Origin of the sequence: Morganella morganii, from assembly GCF_041099235.1 — a bacterium.
In the GTDB taxonomy this organism is placed as follows: domain Bacteria; phylum Pseudomonadota; class Gammaproteobacteria; order Enterobacterales; family Enterobacteriaceae; genus Morganella; species Morganella morganii_E.
The window spans coordinates 1-22191 of the sequence record NZ_JBFZSO010000014.1 but is presented as its reverse complement, the minus strand read 5'-3'; the positions used below and the strand labels follow the sequence as shown (position 1 = coordinate 22191).

Below are 22191 nucleotides of genomic sequence, written 5' to 3'. Positions count from 1 at the left end.
ATATCATTATGAAATACGCCCTTCTTTTTTACTCACCCGGTATGCATTCCATGCCAGCAGAGCACCGCACAGCATAACTACCGCCAGCGCAGCTTTCGGCGGTAACGGCGATGCAATAGCCAGAAGTCCGAAGACAGCTCCGCCGGCCATCTGAACAAATCCGGCCAGAGCCGAGGCAACACCGGCATTATCAGAATAAGGTTCCAGGGCATAGCTGGTTGCCGGTCCCATAATAAAGGCCAGCCCTGCACAGGCGGTTGCCACAGGCAACATATAGACCAGCCAGTGATGCTGCATTTCTCCCGGCAACAATACCAGGCCCGATACCAGTCCGGCACACCCCAGCGCCATCAGCATACCACCGAAAACCAGACAGACAGGCCGTCCGGCTCTGCGGATAACCCGGTTGGCGATCATACTGACTGCCATGATCCAGAATCCGTTAGCACCGAACACAACCGAAAACTGTAACGGACTGAGCGCCGCATCACCCATCAGAACAGTTGGTGCCAGCGATACATAAGTCAGTGCCATTCCCATGGTCCCGGCATTCACCAGGGAAAAAATCAAAAACCGCTTATTGAACAACACAGAAACCAGGCTCTTCAGCGGGTTCTCTTTATGCTGAGCACTGCTTTCCGGCCGGGTTTCCGGCAGATATTTTGCCGTCAGAATCAGCAGAATAAAGGCATACAGCGCCAGGAAACCAAAGGGCAGCCGCCAGCCGTAATATTCCGCCATAATACCGCCCAGCAGCGGTGCCAGCGCCGGAACAATATTTAATGTCCCGTTTAAAAAACCGAAAGCACGCGCTGCTTCGTTGCCGTTGAAACAATCGCGGACACAGGTAAAAGCAACCACTGAGGTACAGCAGACACCCGCTCCCTGAATTAACCGGGATGCGATAAACATCACCGGAGTCACCGCAAAGGCGGCAGTCAGAGAACCGGCGATATACAATACCATGCCCGCCATCGCCATCGGTCTGCGGCCGAATTTATCCACCAGGTGTCCCGAGATCAGCTGACCGGCGCCTAATACAAGAATAAACAACGAGATAGTTGACTGAATCAATGATTCACTGCTGCCCAGGCCTTTTGCAATTGCCGGAATAGCCGGTAAATAAAGATCAATACCCAATGGTCCCAATAACACGATAACTAACAATAAAAGCAATAAATTCCGCATACCGTTAAATTTCACTCATCACCTGTCGACAGCAAAAAATACACGTAATTGTTGTTTTTTACAACTATCATTTATAACTAAGCCAGTGAATTAAAAGAAAAAATAATGCTGTATATTTCATTATATAGTGAAATTATAATCAACCGGATTTTTTATTTAATGAAGGGATAGATTTCCGCCAACATGACTTATTTTATAAGTAAACAAAATAACACATATCAATACAATTATTGACAAACATTATCGCCTGATTTTATGTATTTTATGGAAATATTAAGATATTTTGACCTTTGCATTTTCTCATAATGTCCTCAGAAAATTTAACAAACTATCTTCAGCCATATTGTAAGACAACAATCACACTTCCGGATTGTCAGTCATTCCGCTAAAGCATGAAAAGGTAGTTAAATCACCCATTTTGAACTCAAAATCAGCATCAATATCTTTATATTAGGTATAATCCCGACTAAATATCAGAATATTCCGCTTACTCATCATTCATGTAAGATGTTAAAACCCGGATATTCTTTGTAACAACATGAAATTGCTGAGGTTATAGTGTTTATACGTAGTATTTTTATCTTTATTGTTTCTTGTTTGTTGATTTTTTGTATCTATTACATATTAAAAGGGTATCGATTATACTTTTTAAAGAAACTATTTGAGGAAATAAATACGTCAAGTTAAATTTTAACATTATTAATGACAACCGTTTATCTTCATAATTTATGACAATATATGATAAATATGAGTTGGCAATGTTTATTGGCGGCAAAATAAAATGTCAGCGTCTGAAAAACTGTCTGACAGGCAAAGAGCTTTCAATAAAAATTAATATCTCACAACAGCAGCTATCCCGTTATGAAACGGGAGCGAGTTTAATTCCTCTGGATAAATTGTTAATGCTCGCAGACGTCCTGAATATTAGTGTTAGTTATTTTTTTGATGAAATGGGTTGTGATGAAGAATAAGTTTAATTTGACAAACATTAATATATTATTGTTTAACCAGACTGACAGATGATAATGAGTAATAAAACAGATAATAACCTGAACACCAGCATTAACGAGATGTACAAGCTCATCGGCGGGCAAATCCGCAAAATGCGCAGGATCACCGGTGTTACATCAACAGAACTGGGCAATCTGATTGGTGTATCACAACAGCAAATCTCCCGTTACGAAATCGGCAGCACGAAAATTTCACTGGAAATCATTCTGAGGATCTCCCAGGTCTTCGGCGTTTCTCCTTACTACTTTATAGAAGACAGTCTGCTGTTCTTTACCCGCCAGCATCTGCCTGATGATGATAACGTCATCCCCCGCAGTACTGACGCCGGCGTGAATACGGAGCCGGATACCCAGCAACCGGAACGCTGAGAGAGTTACAGCACCGCTGACGCGGTGCTGTCTGTTTATACCGGCTGAGTGGTGACATCCAGCCACTGTGCGTTTGTCAGTGCCGCCAGGCGCGCAGGTGTCAGCCGGACAGCGGAATTAGCCGACCCCGCCGCAGGTAATACCGTGTCATACTCACGGAGTGAATGATCCGCATAAACGGTCAGCGGTACCGGCAGCCCGAACGGACAGACGCCCCCGACCGGATGGCCGGTGAAATGTACCACTTCCTCTGCATTCAGCATTTTGGCTTTGCAGCCAAACTGTGTTTTGAATTTTTTATTATCCAGCCGGGCGTCCCCTGCCATCACAATCAGAATTGCGCTGTCATCCGTCAGCTTAAAGGAGAGAGTTTTGCAGATTTGACCGGGGCGGACACCGTGAACTTCCGCTGCCTGAGTGACTGTGGCAGTCGGCTGTGTGGTTTCAATAATCGTGACATCCGGGGCATGCGTGCCGAACCAGGCACGAACCGTTTCGATACTCATTCAGAACTCCGTTTTATTATCATGTGCTTTTTATGTGTTTGCACCAGCAGCTCACCATAATTTGCCCTGAATTGGCAGCCCTTTTTTGACAAAATAGCGCGGATACCGGTTATTCTGCCGGAATTCATGTTAGAGTGGGCTGTTCATATATTTATTGATTAACGGAAGGTGATGTCATGCAACCTGTTGATATTCAGACTGTATTAAAAAAAGCAGAAGCGCTGTGTCTGTCACGCAGTGTGCGCATGACGTCTCAGCGAAAATCAATTCTGCAGCTGATTGCCGGCCAGCCCGGAGCCATCAGTGCTTATGAGCTGCTGGATCTGCTGCGCGAAACCGAGCCGCAGGCAAAACCGCCGACAATCTACCGCGGCTTGGAATTTCTGCTGGAGCAGGGATTTATCCACAAAATTGAGTCCACCAACAGCTTTGTGATGTGCCCGCATTTTGATAAACCCAGCCATACTTCAGTACTGTTTATCTGCGATCGCTGTAACAGTGTGACAGAGCGGGACGGAGAGACGATTGATTCACAAATCAGTCAGCTGGCAGACGCTGCACAATTTCATATCCGCCACAGTGTGATTGAGGCGCACGGATACTGCCGCCCTTGTTATGATATTGAATCCTGTACCCGCAGAGATAAATGTCTGCATGACCATGAGCATGACGAGCCGCGTAAACGCGGACGCTGAAAAACAAAAACCACAGTGTCCGTCTCCGGCGTACTGTGGTTTTTAAGCGGATACCGTTTCAGGCGGCAGTCCCGGAAATCAGTGCCAGTCGTTATTACGGATCACACCCACTGCCAGACCTTCAACAGTAAAGTTCTGTTCCCGTAAATCCACCACGATCGGGCTGAATTCTTCATTTTCAGCGTGCAGCTCAATCTTGCTGCCCACTTTCTTAAACCGTTTGACCGTCACTTCATCTTCGATACGGGCAACCACCACCTGGCCGTTATGCACGTCCTGGGTTTTATGCACCGCAAGTAAGTCACCGTCCATAATACCGATATCTTTCATTGACATACCGTTTACCCGTAGCAGGAAATCTGCACTCGGTTTAAACAGCATCGGGTCAATCTGATAACGGCTTTCGATATGTTCCTGCGCTAATAAAGGCTCACCAGCCGCCACACGGCCGATTAATGGTAAACCTTCATCCTCTTCTTCTTCCAGAAGCAGACGGATCCCCCGGGACGCCCCGGAGACAATCTCAATGACGCCTTTACGCGCCAGGGCTTTCAGGTGCTCTTCCGCCGCATTCGGAGAGCGAAAACCCAGGCGTGCCGCAATTTCTGCACGCGTCGGTGGCATGCCCGTCTGCGAAATATGGTCACGAACAAGGTCATAGACCTGTTGCTGCCGTGCCGTCAGTGCTTTCATTTCGCCCCCTGTTTGTTTATACAGTCAGACTGTGAGTATATACAGGTATTCCGGGATTGGGAACCATAACATGAGGAAAATACGTGTTACGCCGCAGGTTTCACAAAAAATCTTCTGTTAAAGGCGCTGGAACCAGCTGATAAACAGCATTATCCAGACAAACAGCCCCAGTAATGCGGCGATAAATACGGCGGCGGACCCCATATCTTTGGCCCGGCCGGACAGTTCATGATATTCCGTACCGATACGGTCAACCACGGCCTCAATCGCACTGTTGATAAGCTCAATCACCAACACCAGCACCACCGAACCAATCAGCAGAATCCGCTCAACAGCGGTAAAAGAGAAAGCAAAGGCAATAATGACGGCCGGGATCAGCGTCAGCAATTCCTGGCGGATAGCGGCTTCGTTTTTCCATGCCGCGATGAGTCCTTTCTTTGAATAACCCGCCGCTTTAATTAATCGTATAAATCCGGTATTTTTTTTCATTTCCGTCACTGTTAATAATGTGATTATCTGACTGACCACCGCCGTTTTTCCGCGATTTTATTGCTGCCGCAACACAGATCTGGCTTCGCCTTTCTGGTATGCTGAACGCGAATTGTCAACAAGAGGCTTCATACATTTATGTCACTTTGGCGTAAAATATACTATAACGTATTGAATTTACCATTAAAACTATTGGTAAAAAGCAAGCCGATCCCGACGGATCCGGTCAATGAGCTGGGGCTGGATACACAACGTCCGACACTCTATGTTCTTCCTTATCACTCTAAGGCGGACCTGCTGACACTGCGCCGTCAGTGTCTCGCACAGGGCATGCCGGATCCGCTGGAAGATAATGTCATCGGTAATACCACATTGCCGGGCTATGTCTTTATTGATGACGGCCCGCGTGTGTTCCGTTATTACTCCCTGAATCCGCGTAAGGATTCCGTCCATATTTTCCATGCGTATCTGGATCTGCACCGCAATAATCCTGCGCTGGATATTCAGATGCTGCCGGTCTCTGTGATGTTTGGCCGTTCACCGGGCCGCGAGGGGCACCACGGTGTGCCGCATCTGCGTCTGTTAAACGGGATCCAGAAATTTTTCGCCGTACTCTGGCTGGGACGCGACAGTTTTGTCCGCTTCTCACAGCCGGTGTCTATGGGCGCAATGGCCTCTGAACACGGCACCGACACTATTATCGCTAATAAACTGGCCCGTGTCGCCCGTATTCACTTCTCCCGCCAGCGCATGGCGGCTATCGGCCCGAAACTGCCGGTGCGTCAGGAACTGTTCAATAAGCTGCTGAAATCCAAAGCGATTGAAAAAGCCGTTGAAGATGAAGCGAAAGCCAAAAAAATCACCATTGAAAAAGCGCGTCAGAATGCGGTTTCCATGATGAACGAAGTGGCCGCTAACTTCACCTATGACGCCCTGCGCGTGGCTGATCGCGTGCTCGGCTGGACCTGGAACCGCCTGTATCAGGGGCTGAATGTCCATAATGCGGAGCGGGTGCGCCAGCTGGCACAGGACGGCCATGAGATAGTGTATGTGCCCTGCCACCGCAGCCATATGGACTATCTGCTGCTCTCCTATGTGCTCTATCATCAGGGGCTGGTACCGCCGCATATCGCGGCCGGGATTAACCTCAACTTCTGGCCGGCGGGGCCGATTTTCCGCCGCCTCGGCGCTTTCTTTATCCGCCGCAGCTTCAAGGGCAACAAACTGTACTCCACGGTTTTCCGTGAATACCTGAGTGAACTGTTCTCACGCGGTTATTCCATCGAGTACTTTGTCGAAGGCGGCCGTTCCCGTACCGGGCGTCTGCTGGAGCCGAAAACCGGCACATTGTCGATGACGCTTCAGGCCATGCTGCGCGGTGACTCGCGGCCAATCACCCTGGTGCCGGTCTATATCGGCTATGAGCATGTGATGGAAGTGGGTACTTACGCCAAAGAGCTGCGCGGTGCCACCAAGCAAAAAGAAGGTTTTATGCAGATGGTGCGCGGCCTGCGCAAACTGCGTAACCTCGGCCAGGGTTATGTGAACTTCGGGCAGCCGATTCCGCTGTCACAATACCTGACAAAACAGGTACCGGAATGGCGCGAAGCGATCGACCCGGTCGAGCCGCAGCGTCCGTCCTGGCTGACACCGACCGCAACATCTCTGGCTGATAACATTATGGTGAGCATCAATAATGCTGCTGCCGCTAATGCTATCAACCTGTGTACCACAGCTCTGCTGGCTTCCCGCCAGCGCGCACTGACCCGCGAACAGCTGATCGAACAGCTCGACTGCTACCTCCAGCTGCTGCGCAATGTGCCGTATTCCCCGGACAGCACCACCCCGGCGAAGAGTGCGGAAGAGCTGCTGGAACACGCATTGCAGATGAATAAGTTCGAGGTTGAGAAAGACAGCCTCGGGGATATCATCATTCTGCCGCGTGAAAACGCGGTACTGATGACCTACTACCGGAATAACATTCTGCATATGCTGGTACTGCCGTCTCTGGTGACCAGTATCCTGATCCATCACCGCCGCGTCAGCACCGATACACTGCGTGAACATGTCGGGATGATCTATCCGCTGCTGAAAGCTGAGCTGTTTATGCGTTACAGTCAGGAAGAGCTGCCGGCGATCCTCGACACCATCATTGATGAGCTGTGCCGCCAGCAACTGATTTGCCGCCGTGATGAGAATATGCTGGTTATTAATCCGGCCCGTATCCGTCCGTTACAGCTGCTGGCAGCCGGGATCCGCGAGACACTACAGCGTTATGCGATCACCCTGTCGCTGCTGAATGCCACCCCGGAAATCAGCCGTTCGGCACTGGAAAAAGAGAGCCGTATGCTGGCACAGCGTCTGTCGGTTCTGCACGGTATCAATGCGCCGGAATTCTTCGACAAAGCCGTGTTTGCCACCCTGGTCGGCACACTGCGTGAAGAAGGCTATATCAATGACAATGATGATGTGATTGAAGCCAACGCCGGTGAGTTCTACAACGTGCTGGCAGAGCTGATGTCGCCGGAAGTCCGTCTGACTATCGAAAGTGTCAGCCTGGAGCCGGAAGAAGCCATACCGGCGGAAAGTGACAACAGCAATCCGGCTGACTGACAGCGGTAAATGCTGAGTACAAAAACAGGAGACCGGATAACCAGTCTCCTTTTTTATTGCCGGTTAACAAGGTGAAGTCCGGTATTAAACATACAGATAAGAGGAAAAGATAATGGGTATTGCCGTTCTGCTTACAGTAATTATGCTTGCATTACTATTGATTCTGTTTTGTGTAGCTGCTATCCAATACCGGACGAATAAAGCTGATATTTGTTTTCTGATCCTGCTGCTCTCCGGCACAGGATCGGTTGCTGTATTGGGTTATTTATTATATGTGCTTCATCTGGTACGGGTTTTTTAGGTATCTTGTTCCGGAGTTATTACATATATCCGCACTTACAGATAACTGACCAGCATGCCGAGAAACAGAATAAACCCGACATAGTTATTATTCATAAAGGCCTGAAAACACGGGTCGCGTTCACGATCGGCCATCAGCCGCTGCTGATAGACAAATAACGCTCCGGCCAGCAGCAGGGACCAGTAGAAAATCCCGGACAGATTAACCATCAGCCCTATCCATAACAGCATCAGAATCATCACCAGCTGCAATATGCCGATAATCATCTTATCAAAGCGCCCGAACAGGATAGCCGTAGATTTCACGCCGATTTTCAGGTCGTCGTTGCGGTCCACCATCGCGTACTGAGTGTCATACACCACAGACCAGACAATATTGACCGCAAACAGCAGCCAGCACTCTGCCGGCAGCGATTCACTGACCGCCGCAAACGCCATCGGAATCGACCAGCCAAAGGCCGCCCCGAGCACCACCTGCGGCAGATGGCTGACCCGTTTCACAAACGGATACACCCAGGCCAGCGCCAGCCCGGCGACTGACAACCAGATGGTCATGGTATTGAGGGTCAGCACCAGTCCGAATGACACCAGGACCAGTACCGCAAACAGAATTTTGGCTTCTTTTTCCGTGACATCACCGCGTGGCAGCGGCCGGTTTTTGGTGCGCTCCACCGAGCCGTCAAATTTCCGGTCAGCAAAATCATTAATCACACACCCGGCGGCACGCATACTGAATACACCAATGGTAAAGATAATCAGAATGTGCCAGTCCGGGACGCCCCGGGCCGCTATCCATAACGCCCAGTAGGTCGGCCAGAGCAGTAACAGTGAGCCTATCGGGCGATCTGTCCGCATCAGTCGGCTGTATGCCTGCCACTTGCTGCGTACCATGCTTCGTTCCACGTTATTCTTCTCCGAGATATTCACTTATGCGGGGTATGCCGGAGAGGCCGGCAGAAAAACTTCAGTCAGCAGCAGCGGTTTACCGGCCAGGCACAACCGCGAACAGCGGGCCCAGTGGGTTTCCGAGAGCCCGAAGCGGATATAATCCCGCGTCAGACAACCGCTGGTAAAGAGATAGCGCCCGAGCGGCACATTTCCCATTTTCAGTAACTGCTGCTCTTCCCCTGTCAGCGTCTCCTCCGGCACTACTGTCCGGCCGGTCAGCCAGGGAACCCCGTCACCATATAACACCACCTCCCGTAACCAGTAACGTGCACTGCCGGGCAGATGCATCTGCTCTTCTTCAGTCAGCTCTTCACGGGAGATATATTTTTCACAATACGGTTTTACCGTCACTTCATTGCAGTGCTGTTCAAAGCGCCGCGTCATTGACCCTAATTCTGATAACCAGTCCAGCACCCCGGCAGGGATCGTTTCCGCATTATCAAACCAGCGGATGGGGGGTGTTATCACTGTTTGTGTCATGAATATATCCGGTTATCAGGGGCATAATATGCGTTCTGATACACTTTAACAAAACCCGGCAGGAAATGAGCGCGTTACTGAAAATTTTTTGCTAAAAATAAAGCCGCTCTGCACAATGCAGAGCGGCTTTGTTTATAAAATGCTCGGTTAACGCGAAATCAGCACTAACGCCAGTTTTTAAACCGGTTAATCAGGCCGTTGGTTGAGCTGTCGTGGCTTTCAACCGGCTTATCATCCGCCAGTTCCGGCAGAATCCGGTTTGCCAGCTGTTTGCCCAGTTCGACGCCCCACTGATCAAACGTATAGATATTCATGATCACGCCCTGAACAAAAATCTTATGCTCATACATGGCGATCAGTGCCCCGAGGCTGAACGGAGTAATGGATTTCAGCAGGATGGAGTTTGTCGGGCGGTTACCCTCAAAAACTTTAAACGGTGCGACATAATCCATTTCTGCCGGATTTTTGCCCTGTGCGGCAAATTCCGCATCCACCTGTCCGCGGGTTTTGCCGAAGGCCAGTGCTTCGGTCTGCGCGAAGAAATTCGACAGCAGTTTGCTGTGATGATCTCCCAGCGGATTATGGCTTTGTGCCGGTGCGATAAAATCACACGGGATCAGTTTAGTACCCTGATGGATCAGCTGATAAAACGCATGCTGCCCGTTGGTGCCCGGCTCGCCCCAGATAACCGGCCCGGTCTGATGAGAAACCACCTTACCGTTACGATCCACGTATTTCCCGTTGGACTCCATATTGCCCTGCTGGAAATAAGCCGCAAAGCGGTGCATATACTGATCATAAGGCAGAATCGCCTCGGTTTCCGCACCGAAGAAATTGTTGTACCACAGGCCAATCAGCGCCAGCAGCACCGGGATATTCTGCGAGAATTCAGTTTCGGTGAAATGCTTGTCCATGGCATACGCACCATCGAGCAACTGCGTGAAGTTGTCATAACCGACAGAGAGCACGATAGACAGACCAATCGCCGACCACAGGGAATAGCGCCCGCCGACCCAGTCCCAGAACTCAAACATATTGGCGGTATCAATACCGAACGCCGCCACCGCGTCCGCATTGGTGGACAGCGCGGCAAAGTGTTTCGCCACATGAGCCGGGTCTTTGGCCGCAGCCAGGAACCAGTCACGCGCGGAATGGGCGTTGGTCATGGTTTCCTGAGTGGTGAAGGTTTTGGAGGCGATCAGAAACAGTGTGGTTTCCGGATCCAGTTCTTTCAGGGTTTCAGCGATATGGGTGCCGTCAACATTGGAGACAAAATGCATGCCCAGATGATTTTTATACGGGCGCAGCGCCTCTGTCACCATATAAGGGCCGAGATCAGAACCGCCGATACCGATATTCACCACATCGGTAATTGACTTGCCGGTATAACCTTTCCACTCCCCGCTGATGATCCGCTCACTGAACACGCGCATTTTTTCCAGCACGGCGCGAACCTCCGGCATCACATCCTGCCCGTCAGTCATTACCGGGGTATTGTCACGGTGGCGCAGCGCGGTGTGCAGAACCGCACGGTTTTCTGTCCGGTTGATCTTCTCACCGGAAAACATACTGCGGACAGCCCCACGCACATCACACTCTTCAGCCAGTGCCTGCAGCTTATCAAGAGTTTCCTGTGTGATACGGTTTTTGGAATAATCCACCAGCATGTCTTCGCCGAACGTGGCAGAAAAACGGCTGAACCGGTCGTTATCCTGCGCAAATAAGTCGCGGAGATGCACAGTTTTCATTGTGTCGTAATGCTGTTCCAGCGCCTTCCAGGCCGCAGTATCAGTGGGGTTAATATTTTTCATTGCAGCTCTCTTTTCATTGAAAACCAAAACTGAATCGTGTCAACAAAGTGTACTCTGTCCTGACGATAAAGGTGTTATGCATCTGTCATTCCGTGATATTGCTCAAAAAACAGAAACAAAACCAGCGCCGGAGCGGAATATCGCAAAAAACGATAATTTGCCTGTCATTATGAAAGATATTGATTATCCGTTAATCAATATTGACTCATTCCGGCAATCCCGATAATTCTATCAGTGTAACACAGCTCACATTTTTCACTTTACGGGATAAGGGAATTCATTATGGCGTCAGTATCTTCCGCGCCTGCTCAGCAGGTCATCGCAAAATTCGGTGGTACCAGTGTGGCAAATTATGACGCCATGCAGAAAAGTGCCGGGGTCGTTCTGCAGACCCCCGGTGTGGCACTGGTGGTGTTATCCGCCTCCGCCGGGATCACCAATGCATTAATCGAATTAGCTCAGGGATGCCCGCGCGCGCAACGTGAAAAATGTCTGAAACAGGTTCGTGACACACAATATGAAATCCTGTCCCGTCTGCCGGAGAACGCGGTGGTGCACAATGAGATTGACCGCCTGCTGGGCAATATCACCACCTTATCGGATGCAGCGGCACTGGCAACCTCCAGCGCTCTGGTGGATGAAATTGTCAGTCATGGTGAGATTATGTCGACGCTGCTGTTTACCGAAGTGCTCCGGAAACAAGGCGCACAGGCGCAATGGTTTGATGTCCGTGAGGTCATGCAGACAGATGACTGCTTCGGCCGGGCAGAGCCGGATACCGCAGTATTGCGCACGTGCTGTGATCAGCTCCTTGCCCCGCGTCTGTCACAGGGCCCGGTGATCACCCAGGGATTTATCGGCCGGGAAGCGGCAGGGCGTACCACCACGCTCGGACGCGGCGGCAGTGATTACACTGCGGCACTGCTGGCGGAGGCGCTCGGCTGCCAGCGTGTGGATATCTGGACAGATGTGCCCGGGATCTACACCACGGACCCGCGCATTGTTCCGGATGCCTATCCGATTGATCATATTACCTTTGATGAAGCGGCGGAAATGGCAAACTTCGGAGCGAAAATCCTGCATCCGGCCACTCTGCTGCCTGCCGTGCGCAGCGGGATCCCGGTATTTGTCGGCTCCAGTAAAGAGAGCGGCGCGGGCGGCACGCTGGTGTGTGATAATGACCCGAATCCGCCGCTGTTCCGCGCCCTGACATTACGCCGCCAGCAAACCCTGCTGACACTGCACAGCCTGAAAATGCTGCATGCGCGCGGCTTTCTGGCGGAAATCTTCACTATTCTTTCCCGCCATAATATTTCCGTGGATGTGATCACCACGTCAGAAGTCAGTATCGCCCTGACACTCGACACGGTCGGTTCCACACACACTAACGGAACACTGCTCAGTGATGAGCTGACCGCCGAGTTATCTGCACTGTGCCGTATTGAAGTGGAGCAGAATCTGGCGCTGGTCGCGGTTATCGGTAATGAACTGACCCGTGCACACGGGCTGGGTAAAACGATCTTCAGCGCCCTTGAGCCGTTTAACATCCGCATGATCAGTTATGGTGCAAGCGGACACAACATGTGCCTGCTGGTCCCGGGCAATGATGCCGAAGATATCATCCGCGCCCTTCACCGCGATCTGTTCTGATCCCCTCCTTTTTCAGATAAAAAAACGCCTGACGTGGTCAGCGTCAGGCGATCAATCACACGAAACAGAGATCAACATGAAACACAAGTGACGAGTATTGCCGATACATACATACCGTATACTGTCCGCTGTATAACGATATTGAAAGCTCCCAATATGAAGAAGAGTAAGACGATCACGGGAGGAAACATAAATAACAGTGAATTATTTATCGCTATTAATCATATCCCTCATGAAAAATTATACGGTAACCCGCCAACCTTTCCATTAACAAAACTCATATTTGCACAAAACAATATAAACAATTTTTATCAATAACTATCAGAGCTATTTATACTGATTTTAATTACCAATTATGTATTATTGCTTTAATAATAATTAATTTTATTTACCAGTTTCGGAAGTAATAATTCATATCTAGTGTTATTATTGCGTAACAAAAATTACTGAATTATCAGCAAACCTGATAACCGCCATGTTCTGCCGCAAATAAATTAAACTCACGCCAGCCTCTCAGGGCATATTCCAGTGTTTTGTGGCTGATTTTGCACAGTGATGCGATGTTACTGACCACCATATTGTTATCTTCCAGCATGTGATCAGTCAGAACACCGGCAATAAGCAGGCATTCTTCCGGCATGATCCGCCAGGCATCCTGTGTGGCAAATTTATGGACAGGCACATACCCCTCTTTCGGGCTGCGCCGGCTCAGCAGCGCCAGTTCGTCGGCTCTCGCCTGTTTAAAGGCAGCGATTTCATCCGGTGACGGTACCGGTTCCGGCAGTTGCTGCTGATATAAGAAGTGATAGACCTCTGACGCCCGGGCGGGTGTCAGCTCGCTTTTCAGCCAGATTCGGTTAAAACAGTCATCGTCCAGCACATCATCGGTATCCAGGATATCCGTGATCTGCATGATATTCAGTGCAGCGTTGAGGATACTTTCATCCAATTCATAATAATGAGGCTGATCTGCTTTCGGCAGCGAATACGCGGGCAGGCACCCGGCAGGTAAAGCATCCTGAATATAGAAACGGTACATTGTCTCATCACTCCCTTTTATGGCTGAATCTGATATGCCCGGTCACGGCTGTTGTCAGCCATAGTACGGGATAATTACTTATCTATAAATGGGGATGAAAAAAACAATGACAAGAGCAGGCTGTCACATTCCGTGATAATTGAGAAAACGATTGAAAGGATCCCGGCCGGTTATCCTGTTTTATTTCAGATTATGGTGTGGTGTCCGGTACTGCGAATACAGGAAGTGTCGCTTCACAACTCACCGGAACAGTGACATTCAAAATGATATCGGCTCCGGTATCAGATAACGGGTTATCAGAGCGGACACAATGAAACTCTATCTTTTTTTCCACACTTTTTGACGGATGACACAATGCAGGGCAGTCAGGTAACGACCGTCTGCTGAAGCAAATACGATCATCTATTTCCTCAACTTTGATCTTGTAGAGTATCGCGCAGGGTAAATCAGTCTCAGCACGGCAGTTACCGGCAAATACGCTGCATAAGACAAAAGTGGCGGATATCATTAACGGCCTGAAAACGGGGAGTGTCATACCACCTCCCCGGCCCGGCTACCGGCAATGATAAATACTGAGCTCATACGATTCTCCTTCTGTTCTGATAATGGCATACAGTGATACTGCATGACTCACTATACGCAGAACAGTACCCGGCAGTTAATGCAAACCGGGACAGGAGACTGACACGCGATAATACTCAGTCTTCCGGGTCATACCCCAGGTTAGGGGCCAGCCAGCGCTCAAGCTCTTTCACCGGCATACCTTTGCGGGCGGCATAATCCTCAATCTGATCCCGCTGGATCTGAGCCACCGCAAAATAGCGGCTCTGCGGATGACTGAAATACCAGCCGGATACCGATGCCCCCGGCCACATAGCGTAAGACTCCGTCAGACGCATGCCGGTATGACCTTCAACATCCAGCAGTTCCCAGATTTTGCTTTTCTCCGTATGCTCCGGACAGGCCGGATAGCCGGGTGCGGGGCGGATCCCCTGGTAGTTTTCGCGGATCAGCGAGTCATTATCCAGGTTTTCATCCGGGCTGTAGCCCCAGACGGTTTTACGCACCTGCTCATGCAGATACTCCGCAAACCCTTCCGCCAGCCGGTCAGCGAGGGCTTTCACCATGATTTTATTGTAATCATCGTGTGCCGCATCAAACTGAGCAGCCAGTGTATCCTCCTCAAGCCCGCCGGTGACCGCAAATGCCCCGAGGTAATCCGGAATCCCCGGCGGGGCGACAAAATCCGCCAGGCAGGCATTCGGGAAACCATCTTTTTTCTGTGTCTGCTGGCGCAGATGACAGCTGTATAACTGAATTTCTTCGCGGGATTCGTCACGGTAAACCGCGATATCATCCCCGATCCGGTTAGCCGGGAAGATCCCCGCCACGCCACGCGGTGTCAGTGCGCCGGTTCTGTCCAGCTCATCCAGCATCGCGTTTGCCTCTTTAAACAGGCGGCGGGCTTCTTCACCGACGACATCATCTTCCAGAATACGCGGGTATTTTCCGGCCAGCGACCAGGTCATAAAGAAAGGTGTCCAGTCAATATAACGGCGCAGTACCGAAATCGGTGCAGTGACAGTTTTCACCCCGGTAAATGCCGGGCGCGGCGGCGTATAATTATCCCAATCCGCCGCAAACGCATTTGCCCGCGCCTGTGCAAGTGTCACCGGTGCTGAGCGCGGCTGACGGCGGGCATACTGATCGCGGACAACCTCATATTCTTTGCGGGTGCGGGCAACAAATTCATCCCGTTGTTTATCGGACAGTAATGCTGCCACCACCCCGACTGTCCGCGAGGCATTCTGTACATAGGTCACCGGGCCGCTGTAATTCGGCTCAATTTTCACCGCCGTATGGGCTTTGGATGTGGTGGCACCGCCGATCAGCAGCGGCAGGGAAAACCCCTGACGTTCCATCTCTTTGGCCACATGCACCATTTCATCCAGGGACGGCGTGATAAGCCCGGACAGCCCGATAATATCCACTTTTTCCTCAATGGCTGTGCGGAGAATTGTTTCACAGGGCACCATCACCCCGAGGTCAATAATTTCGTAGTTATTACACTGCAATACCACACCGACGATATTCTTACCGATATCATGCACATCGCCTTTGACTGTCGCCAGCAGGACTTTCCCGGCACTGGAGCCGCTGGTTTTCGCTGCCTGAATATATGGTTCCAGATACGCCACCGCCTGTTTCATCACCCGGGCGGATTTTACCACCTGCGGCAGGAACATTTTTCCCTCACTGAACAGATCGCCGACCACATTCATACCGTTCATCAGCGGACCTTCGATCACTTCAATCGGGCTGTCAGCCCGCAGACGGGCGGCTTCGGTATCCTCAACAATAAATTCCGAGATCCCTTTCACCAGCGCATATTCCAGACGCTTTTCCACATCCCACCCGCGCCATTCCGCGAGCTGCGGCTGATCATTTTCCCCTTTGCTGCCGCGATATTCTTCTGCCAGCGCCAGCAGCCGGTCTGTGGCATCCTCGCGGCGGTTCAGAATGACATCTTCCACCGCATCACGCAGTGCAGATGGTAAATCATCATAAATAGCCAGTTGCCCGGCATTCACAATTCCCATGTCCATACCGTTACGGATGGCGTAATAAAGGAAAACGGCATGAATCGCTTCCCGTACCGGATCATTGCCGCGGAATGAGAAAGAGACGTTGGAGACCCCGCCGGAGATCAGTGCATGGGGCAGTGTCGCCTTAATGTCCTTACAGGCTTCAATAAAATCAACCGCATAGTTGTTATGCTCAGGAATACCGGTTGCCACCGCAAAAATATTCGGGTCAAAAATAATATCTTCCGGCGGGAATCCCACCTGTTCGGTCAGAATGCGGTAAGCCCGCTGACAGATTTCTGTCTTGCGCTGCCGGGTATCCGCCTGACCGGTTTCATCAAAGGCCATCACAATCACGGCAGCGCCGTAACGCAGCACTTTTTTGGCATGATCGATAAAAGCTTCTTCTCCCTCTTTCAGGGAAATCGAGTTCACAATGCCTTTACCCTGGATACATTTCAGTCCGGCCTCTATCACCTCCCATTTTGAGGAGTCGATCATAATCGGTACGCGGGCGATATCCGGCTCACCGGAAATCATATTCAGGAAACGCACCATGGCAGCCTGTGAATCCAGCATGCCCTCATCCATGTTGATATCAATGATCTGTGCACCGTTCTCCACCTGATTACGGGCCACATCCAGTGCTTCCTGGTAATTACCTTCTTTAATCAGCCGCTTAAACCGTGCGGAACCGGTGATATTGGTTCTCTCCCCCACGTTGACGAACAGGGAGTTTTCGTCGATGGTCAGCGGCTCCAGCCCCGCCAGACGGCAGGCCACGGGGCGATCGGGGATAACACGCGGCGGAATATCTGCCACCGCCTGTGCAATAGCACGGATATGGTCAGGCGTGGTACCGCAGCAGCCACCGACAATATTCAGCAGACCAGACTGTGCCCACTCACTGATATAGCCCGCCATATTGGCAGCATCCAGGTCATAACCGCCGAACGCATTCGGCAGACCGGCATTCGGATGAGTACTGACATAGCAATCCGCGATACGGGACAACTCCGCCACATACTGGCGCAGTTCAGCAGGCCCCAGCGCACAGTTCAGCCCGAAAGAGATAGGACGGATGTGCCGCATGGAGTTATAAAAGGCTTCGGTTGTCTGACCGGTCAGTGTCCGGCCGGAGGCATCCGTGATCGTACCGGAAAGCATTACCGGTAATTTAATCCCCAGCGCCTCAAATTCAGTTTCAACGGCATAAATCGCTGCCTTGGCATTCAGGGTATCGAAAATTGTTTCGATCATAATGATGTCTGCCCCGCCGCGGACCAGTGCCCGCACAGAGCTGCGGTAAGCCTCAACCAGCGCGTCATAGGAGACATTACGGTAAGCCGGATCATTCACATCGGGGGAGATGGATGCCGTCCGGTTGGTCGGCCCCAGAATGCCGGCCACATAACGGGGCTTTTCCGGTGTTTTGCGTGTCCATTCATCAGCACATTCCCGCGCCAGTTTTGCGGCGGCTTCATTGATTTCATCAGACAGAGATTCCATCTGATAATCCGCCATGGAAATAACTGTGGAGTTAAAGCTGTTGGTTTCAATTATATCCGCACCGGCTTCCAGATAGGCGTGATGAATCTCGCGGATAATATCCGGCTGCGTAATGGATAACAGATCGTTATTTCCCTTCAGATCCACCGGCCAGTCAGCGAAACGCTCACCGCGGTATTCCTTTTCGTTCAGTGCATAGCGCTGGATCATTGTTCCCATCGCACCATCAAGAATCAGGATCCGTTGATTAAGCGCTTTTTTTAATACACTGATTTTATTATCCATTTATCTGACTCCGCTCTGCAATGCCCGTTTAAATAGCCGTCTGAACGTCTATACTACCACAACTTTCCCTGAGTGCATTAACGTGCAACCTGAGCGTTTTTCATGTTGCTGTGATCCGCAGAGGTACTCAACCCTCTTTTTCTGATTATTCGATCCGCGCCGAAAGCTTTCTCGTTTCAGCTAAATTTGAGGTGGATCATATTCAGGAAAGAGAATTGCTCATAAAAGTTGCAATCCGTTGCTGATCTGTGCCAATGTTACCGGTAACAAATGAGTTCATGATACTGCAACAGGCAGATAATCAGCACGGAGCCATGACTATGACACATTCTGCGTACCCGCCGGTTCATCCGCGACTTTCAGAAATTACCGCCCGTATTACGACGCGTTCCCGTGTATCCCGTGCCCGGTATCTGGAAAAAATCAGCGCCGCACGCAGTAAAACCGTTCATCGTGCTCAGCTGGCCTGCGGTAACCTGGCTCACGGTTTTGCCGCCTGCCAGCCGGATGAGAAACAGCAGCTGCGTAATATGACGCATAACGATATTGCAATCATCACCGCTTACAATGACATGTTGTCAGCACATAAGCCGTATGAATTTTATCCGGAACAAATCAAAGCGGCACTGCACAGCGTGGGTGCCATCGGCCAGGTTGCCGGCGGGGTTCCCGCCATGTGTGACGGCGTGACCCAGGGACAGGATGGTATGGAGCTGTCCCTGCTGAGCCGTGATGTGATTGCAATGTCTGCCGCTGTCGGGCTTTCCCACAATATGTTTGATGGCGCACTTTACCTCGGGATCTGCGATAAAATCGTCCCGGGGATGATGATGGCGGCACTCTCTTTCGGCCATCTTCCATCAATCTTTATTCCGGCGGGGCCTATGACCAGCGGTCTGCCGAATAAAGAAAAAGTGCATGTCCGTCAGTTATTTGCTGAAGGGAAAGTTGATCGCCGGGCGCTGCTGGATGCAGAAGCGGCCTCTTATCATTCAGCCGGAACCTGTACTTTTTACGGCACTGCTAATTCCAATCAGATGGTGATGGAAATCATGGGCCTGCATCTGCCGGGCGCGTCCTTTATTCATCCTGATACCCCGCTGCGTACCGCACTGACAGATGCCGCCGCCCGCCAGGTTGTCCGCTTTACCGAAAACAGCGGCAATTATCTGCCGGTCGGGCAACTGGTGGATGAAAAAGTCGTCGTTAACGGCATCGTTGGTTTGCTGGCAACAGGGGGCTCCACCAATCTCACTATGCACCTTATCGCGATGGCTGCGGCTGCCGGGATTATCATCAACTGGGATGATTTTTCTGAGTTGTCGGACATTATCCCGCTGCTCAGCCGGATCTACCCGAATGGCCCGGCAGATATCAACCAGTTCCATGCCGCAGGCGGATTACAGCTGATTATCCGTGAGCTGCTCAGCCTGGGGCTGCTGCATGAAGATGTTCATACTGTCGCCGGTTTCGGCTTATCCCGTTATACACAGGAGCCGTGGCTGGATAACGGTGAACTGAAATGGCGGGAAGGCGCGCTCAGCTCGCTTGATGACAGTGTGATTGCATCCGGAAATGCACCGTTTTCGTCTCACGGCGGCACCAAAGTACTGACCGGAAATCTCGGACGTGCGGTGATGAAAACCTCGGCAGTGCCTGCCGATAACCAGATTATTGAAGCCCCGGCCATCGTGTTTAACAGCCAGCATGATATTGTGCCCGCGTTTGAGGCCGGAAAACTGAACAAAGATTGTGTGGTGGTGGTGCGTTTCCAGGGGCCGCAGGCCAACGGAATGCCGGAACTGCACAAACTGATGCCGCCGCTGGGCGTGCTGATGGATAAAGGTTACCGGGTGGCTCTGGTAACAGACGGTCGTTTGTCCGGCGCATCCGGCAAAGTACCTTCCGCTATTCACGTTACCCCGGAAGCGTATACCGGCGGGCTGCTGACCAAAGTCCGTGACGGCGATATGATCCGGGTGAACGGGCAGACCGGTGAGCTGACACTGCATGTTGATGAGACGGTTCTTGCAGCACGTGAAAGTGTCATCCCTGACCTCAGCGCAGAGCGGGACGGCTCAGGCCGTGAATTATTCAGTGCATTACGCACGCAACTCTCAGGTGCGGAAGAAGGTGCCTGCTGTATTCGTTTTTATAAAAGTGAGAATGACGATGAATGATCAGATGTTAAGCGCGCAATCCGTTTTAAATGCAGGACCGGTTGTGCCTGTCATTGTTATCCGTGAACTGCATCAGGCAGTACCGCTGGCCCGTGCGCTGGTCGCGGGCGGGATCCGCGTTCTGGAAGTCACACTGCGTACAGAGTGTGCAATTGAGGCCATCCGCGCCATTGCGGAAGAAGTACCGGAGGCGATTGTCGGTGCAGGTACTGTGATTAATCCGGAACAACTGAAAGCCGTCACTGACGCCGGTGCACAGTTTGCTATCAGTCCCGGCCTGACAGAATCTCTCTTACAGGCAGCCGATCAGGGCTCCATTCCGCTGATCCCCGGGATCGCCACGGTTTCTGAGTTGATGGCCGGTATGGCTTACGGACTGAAAAATTTTAAATTCTTCCCGGCTGAAGCAAATGGCGGGGTGAAAGCGCTGAAAGCGATTTCAGGTCCCTTCCCGGATATCCGTTTCTGCCCGACCGGAGGGATCTCCCTGAATAACTACCGGGATTACCTCGCACTCAGCAGTGTGGCCTGTGTCGGTGGTTCATGGCTGGTGCCGGAAGATGCACTGCGTGACGGAGACTATGACCGTATTACTGCACTGGCGGCACAAGCCGTTGCTGGTGCCGCTGCATAAAGACATCGTGAATTAAGTCTGCCTTTTGCCACCGTTCGCGGTGGCTTTTTTTATCAGTCTGCCGTCGGATTCATCACACTCAGGTCGTACGGTGTTATCTGATAAACACAATAATTCAGCCAGTTAGCATAAAGAAGATGGCCGTGTCCGCGCCAGCTGGATACCGGTGTTTTCGATGGATCGTTATCCGGAAAATAGTTCACCGGGATAGCAGGATCCAACCCGGCATCCGAGTCACGCTGATATTCCCCTGCCAGGGTATCGGCATCATACTCTGCATGGCCGGTGACATAGACCTGGCGTTTATCTTTGCTGGCAAACAGATAGGCTCCTGCTTCTTCAGAGGCAGCCAGGATATCGAGATCGGTATTTTCGCGGATCATCGCTTCAGGGAATGCCGCATAGCGGGAGTGGGGCGCGGAAAACTGCCCGTCAAATCCTCTGGTCAGCAGTGCATGCGGCATCAGTGTGGTATGGGTATACACCCCGGAAATCTTTTCCGGCAGCGTTTGTTTCGGGATATTGTAAAGCGTGTTCAGCCCCGCCTGTACTGCCCAGCAGACAAAAAGTGTTGATGTGACGTGTGTCTGCGACCAGCGGATAATCTCATCCAGTTCCGGCCAGTAATCCACATCCTGAAATTCAACCAGGCCGAGTGGTGCACCGGTGATCACCAGACCATCAAAATTCTGTTCTTTTATATCGTCAAAGTCACAATAAAAGGCATCCAGATGCGCCTTGGGTGTATTCTTTGATTCATGGTGACTGATACGCAGCAACTGAATATCAACCTGAAGCGGTGTGTTGGAGAGCAGACGCAGAAATTGCAGTTCTGTTTCAATCTTCTTGGGCATCAGATTTAAAAACAGCACTTTCAGTGGCCGTATATCCTGAAATTGTGCCCGTGATGATGTCATCACAAAGATATTTTCATCACGCAGATCGGTAACAGCAGGAAGTTCATCAGGGATACGGATTGGCATAGCGGCGGGCTCTCCTTGTTATTTTAGACATCCGGACATCCAAAACTAACGAAAAAGAGAGGTTCTGTCGAGGGAAAAACAGCAAGGTGAATTTATTTCATACAAAAAACAAAACCCCGATAGTTTCCTATCGGGGTTAATGTTTGTTGGCGGAACGGACGGGACTCGAACCCGCGACCCCCTGCGTGACAGGCAGGTATTCTAACCAACTGAACTACCGCTCC

At 51.0% G+C, this 22191-nt stretch carries 18 protein-coding genes and 1 tRNA gene; 8 read left to right on the top strand and 11 right to left on the bottom strand.

Features of this window, described 5'->3' with window-relative positions:
• Window positions 1-6 precede the first annotated feature (6 nt).
• A complete protein-coding gene (locus AB7038_RS16850; RefSeq protein ID WP_369453696.1) occupies window positions 7-1188 on the bottom strand; it encodes a multidrug effflux MFS transporter in 1182 nt (393 codons plus the stop codon).
• A 758-nt stretch (window positions 1189-1946) separates the two neighbouring features.
• Here AB7038_RS16850 and AB7038_RS16845 point away from each other — a divergent pair.
• Together AB7038_RS16845 and AB7038_RS16840 are read left to right on the top strand one after the other, a co-directional pair.
• On the top strand, window positions 1947-2159 hold the full coding sequence (locus AB7038_RS16845; protein ID WP_004241538.1) for a helix-turn-helix domain-containing protein: 213 nt from the start codon (window positions 1947-1949) through the stop codon (window positions 2157-2159).
• 54 nt (window positions 2160-2213) lie between these two features.
• A complete protein-coding gene (locus tag AB7038_RS16840) occupies window positions 2214-2567 on the top strand; it encodes a helix-turn-helix domain-containing protein (protein ID WP_369453682.1) in 354 nt (117 codons plus the stop codon).
• 35 nt (window positions 2568-2602) lie between these two features.
• Here AB7038_RS16840 and AB7038_RS16835 read toward each other — a convergent pair whose 3' ends face one another.
• Window positions 2603-3073 (bottom strand): YbaK/EbsC family protein, encoded by a 471-nt coding sequence (locus AB7038_RS16835; protein WP_369453681.1) that lies wholly within the window; start codon window positions 3071-3073, stop codon window positions 2603-2605.
• A 176-nt stretch (window positions 3074-3249) separates the two neighbouring features.
• Here AB7038_RS16835 and zur point away from each other — a divergent pair, with 176 nt between their 5' ends.
• Window positions 3250-3768 carry a zinc uptake transcriptional repressor Zur gene (zur, locus tag AB7038_RS16830; RefSeq protein WP_369453680.1) on the top strand — a complete coding sequence of 173 codons (519 nt, stop codon included), beginning with the start codon at window positions 3250-3252 and terminating at the stop codon, window positions 3766-3768.
• A gap of 78 nt (window positions 3769-3846) precedes the next feature.
• Here the strand turns inward: zur and lexA are convergent, their stop codons facing one another.
• Window positions 3847-4461 carry a transcriptional repressor LexA gene (gene lexA / locus AB7038_RS16825; protein WP_004238270.1) on the bottom strand — a complete coding sequence of 205 codons (615 nt, stop codon included), beginning with the start codon at window positions 4459-4461 and terminating at the stop codon, window positions 3847-3849.
• 117 nt (window positions 4462-4578) lie between these two features.
• On the bottom strand, window positions 4579-4950 hold the full coding sequence (locus tag AB7038_RS16820; protein ID WP_072872473.1) for a diacylglycerol kinase: 372 nt from the start codon (window positions 4948-4950) through the stop codon (window positions 4579-4581).
• Between the two features lie 138 nt (window positions 4951-5088).
• On the opposite strand from AB7038_RS16820, the gene plsB reads away from it, so the two are divergent.
• A complete protein-coding gene (plsB, locus tag AB7038_RS16815; protein ID WP_072872440.1) occupies window positions 5089-7563 on the top strand; it encodes a glycerol-3-phosphate 1-O-acyltransferase PlsB in 2475 nt (824 codons plus the stop codon).
• Window positions 7564-7675: 112 nt separating this feature from the next.
• Entirely contained in the window at window positions 7676-7864 is a 189-nt protein-coding gene (locus AB7038_RS16810; RefSeq protein ID WP_108655602.1) for a hypothetical protein, read from the top strand.
• Between the two features lie 35 nt (window positions 7865-7899).
• On the opposite strand, the gene ubiA is transcribed toward AB7038_RS16810, so the two are convergent.
• From ubiA to pgi, 3 genes are all read right to left on the bottom strand, one after another.
• A complete protein-coding gene (ubiA, locus tag AB7038_RS16805) occupies window positions 7900-8754 on the bottom strand; it encodes a 4-hydroxybenzoate octaprenyltransferase (RefSeq protein WP_004238273.1) in 855 nt (284 codons plus the stop codon).
• Between the two features lie 36 nt (window positions 8755-8790).
• On the bottom strand, window positions 8791-9291 hold the full coding sequence (gene ubiC / locus AB7038_RS16800; protein ID WP_072872438.1) for a chorismate lyase: 501 nt from the start codon (window positions 9289-9291) through the stop codon (window positions 8791-8793).
• Between the two features lie 164 nt (window positions 9292-9455).
• Window positions 9456-11102, bottom strand: coding sequence for a glucose-6-phosphate isomerase (pgi, locus tag AB7038_RS16795; RefSeq protein ID WP_368890242.1), 1647 nt, complete (start codon window positions 11100-11102; stop codon window positions 9456-9458).
• A gap of 282 nt (window positions 11103-11384) precedes the next feature.
• Here pgi and lysC point away from each other — a divergent pair, with 282 nt between their 5' ends.
• Window positions 11385-12752, top strand: coding sequence for a lysine-sensitive aspartokinase 3 (gene lysC, locus AB7038_RS16790; protein WP_369453679.1), 1368 nt, complete (start codon window positions 11385-11387; stop codon window positions 12750-12752).
• Window positions 12753-13206: 454 nt separating this feature from the next.
• Here the strand turns inward: lysC and AB7038_RS16785 are convergent, their stop codons facing one another.
• On the bottom strand, window positions 13207-13791 hold the full coding sequence (locus AB7038_RS16785; RefSeq protein ID WP_004238280.1) for a hypothetical protein: 585 nt from the start codon (window positions 13789-13791) through the stop codon (window positions 13207-13209).
• Between the two features lie 698 nt (window positions 13792-14489).
• Complete coding sequence (gene metH / locus AB7038_RS16780) at window positions 14490-18170, bottom strand: methionine synthase (protein WP_369453678.1); 3681 nt, start codon at window positions 18168-18170, stop codon at window positions 14490-14492.
• A 314-nt stretch (window positions 18171-18484) separates the two neighbouring features.
• On the opposite strand from metH, the gene edd reads away from it, so the two are divergent.
• Both edd and AB7038_RS16770 read left to right on the top strand, forming a co-directional pair.
• Entirely contained in the window at window positions 18485-20350 is a 1866-nt protein-coding gene (gene edd / locus AB7038_RS16775; protein WP_369453677.1) for a phosphogluconate dehydratase, read from the top strand.
• Window positions 20343-20984, top strand: coding sequence for a bifunctional 4-hydroxy-2-oxoglutarate aldolase/2-dehydro-3-deoxy-phosphogluconate aldolase (locus tag AB7038_RS16770; protein ID WP_072872472.1), 642 nt, complete (start codon window positions 20343-20345; stop codon window positions 20982-20984). The genes edd and AB7038_RS16770 overlap by 8 nt, the downstream gene beginning before the upstream one ends.
• Before the next feature lie 53 nt (window positions 20985-21037).
• Here AB7038_RS16770 and metA read toward each other — a convergent pair whose 3' ends face one another.
• Both metA and AB7038_RS16760 read right to left on the bottom strand, forming a co-directional pair.
• Complete coding sequence (metA, locus tag AB7038_RS16765; RefSeq protein WP_004238285.1) at window positions 21038-21967, bottom strand: homoserine O-acetyltransferase MetA; 930 nt, start codon at window positions 21965-21967, stop codon at window positions 21038-21040.
• Between the two features lie 147 nt (window positions 21968-22114).
• Window positions 22115-22191, bottom strand: a tRNA-Asp gene (locus tag AB7038_RS16760).

What these genes read in the sequence shown, in the direction of transcription:
- metA (WP_004238285.1), bottom strand. Translation starts at nt 21,967, where the DNA reads ATGCCAATCCGTATCCCTGATGAACTTCCTGCTGTTACCGATCTGCGT.
- zur (WP_369453680.1), top strand. Translation starts at nt 3,250, where the DNA reads ATGCAACCTGTTGATATTCAGACTGTATTAAAAAAAGCAGAAGCGCTG.
- plsB (WP_072872440.1), top strand. Translation starts at nt 5,089, where the DNA reads ATGTCACTTTGGCGTAAAATATACTATAACGTATTGAATTTACCATTA.
- AB7038_RS16810 (WP_108655602.1), top strand. Translation starts at nt 7,676, where the DNA reads ATGGGTATTGCCGTTCTGCTTACAGTAATTATGCTTGCATTACTATTG.
- pgi (WP_368890242.1), bottom strand. Translation starts at nt 11,102, where the DNA reads ATGAAAAATATTAACCCCACTGATACTGCGGCCTGGAAGGCGCTGGAA.
- AB7038_RS16770 (WP_072872472.1), top strand. Translation starts at nt 20,343, where the DNA reads ATGAATGATCAGATGTTAAGCGCGCAATCCGTTTTAAATGCAGGACCG.
- AB7038_RS16820 (WP_072872473.1), bottom strand. Translation starts at nt 4,950, where the DNA reads ATGAAAAAAAATACCGGATTTATACGATTAATTAAAGCGGCGGGTTAT.
- AB7038_RS16845 (WP_004241538.1), top strand. Translation starts at nt 1,947, where the DNA reads ATGTTTATTGGCGGCAAAATAAAATGTCAGCGTCTGAAAAACTGTCTG.
- ubiC (WP_072872438.1), bottom strand. Translation starts at nt 9,291, where the DNA reads ATGACACAAACAGTGATAACACCCCCCATCCGCTGGTTTGATAATGCG.
- lexA (WP_004238270.1), bottom strand. Translation starts at nt 4,461, where the DNA reads ATGAAAGCACTGACGGCACGGCAGCAACAGGTCTATGACCTTGTTCGT.
- metH (WP_369453678.1), bottom strand. Translation starts at nt 18,170, where the DNA reads ATGGATAATAAAATCAGTGTATTAAAAAAAGCGCTTAATCAACGGATC.
- lysC (WP_369453679.1), top strand. Translation starts at nt 11,385, where the DNA reads ATGGCGTCAGTATCTTCCGCGCCTGCTCAGCAGGTCATCGCAAAATTC.
- AB7038_RS16835 (WP_369453681.1), bottom strand. Translation starts at nt 3,073, where the DNA reads ATGAGTATCGAAACGGTTCGTGCCTGGTTCGGCACGCATGCCCCGGAT.
- AB7038_RS16840 (WP_369453682.1), top strand. Translation starts at nt 2,214, where the DNA reads ATGAGTAATAAAACAGATAATAACCTGAACACCAGCATTAACGAGATG.
- edd (WP_369453677.1), top strand. Translation starts at nt 18,485, where the DNA reads ATGACTATGACACATTCTGCGTACCCGCCGGTTCATCCGCGACTTTCA.
- AB7038_RS16850 (WP_369453696.1), bottom strand. Translation starts at nt 1,188, where the DNA reads ATGCGGAATTTATTGCTTTTATTGTTAGTTATCGTGTTATTGGGACCA.
- ubiA (WP_004238273.1), bottom strand. Translation starts at nt 8,754, where the DNA reads ATGGTACGCAGCAAGTGGCAGGCATACAGCCGACTGATGCGGACAGAT.
- AB7038_RS16785 (WP_004238280.1), bottom strand. Translation starts at nt 13,791, where the DNA reads ATGTACCGTTTCTATATTCAGGATGCTTTACCTGCCGGGTGCCTGCCC.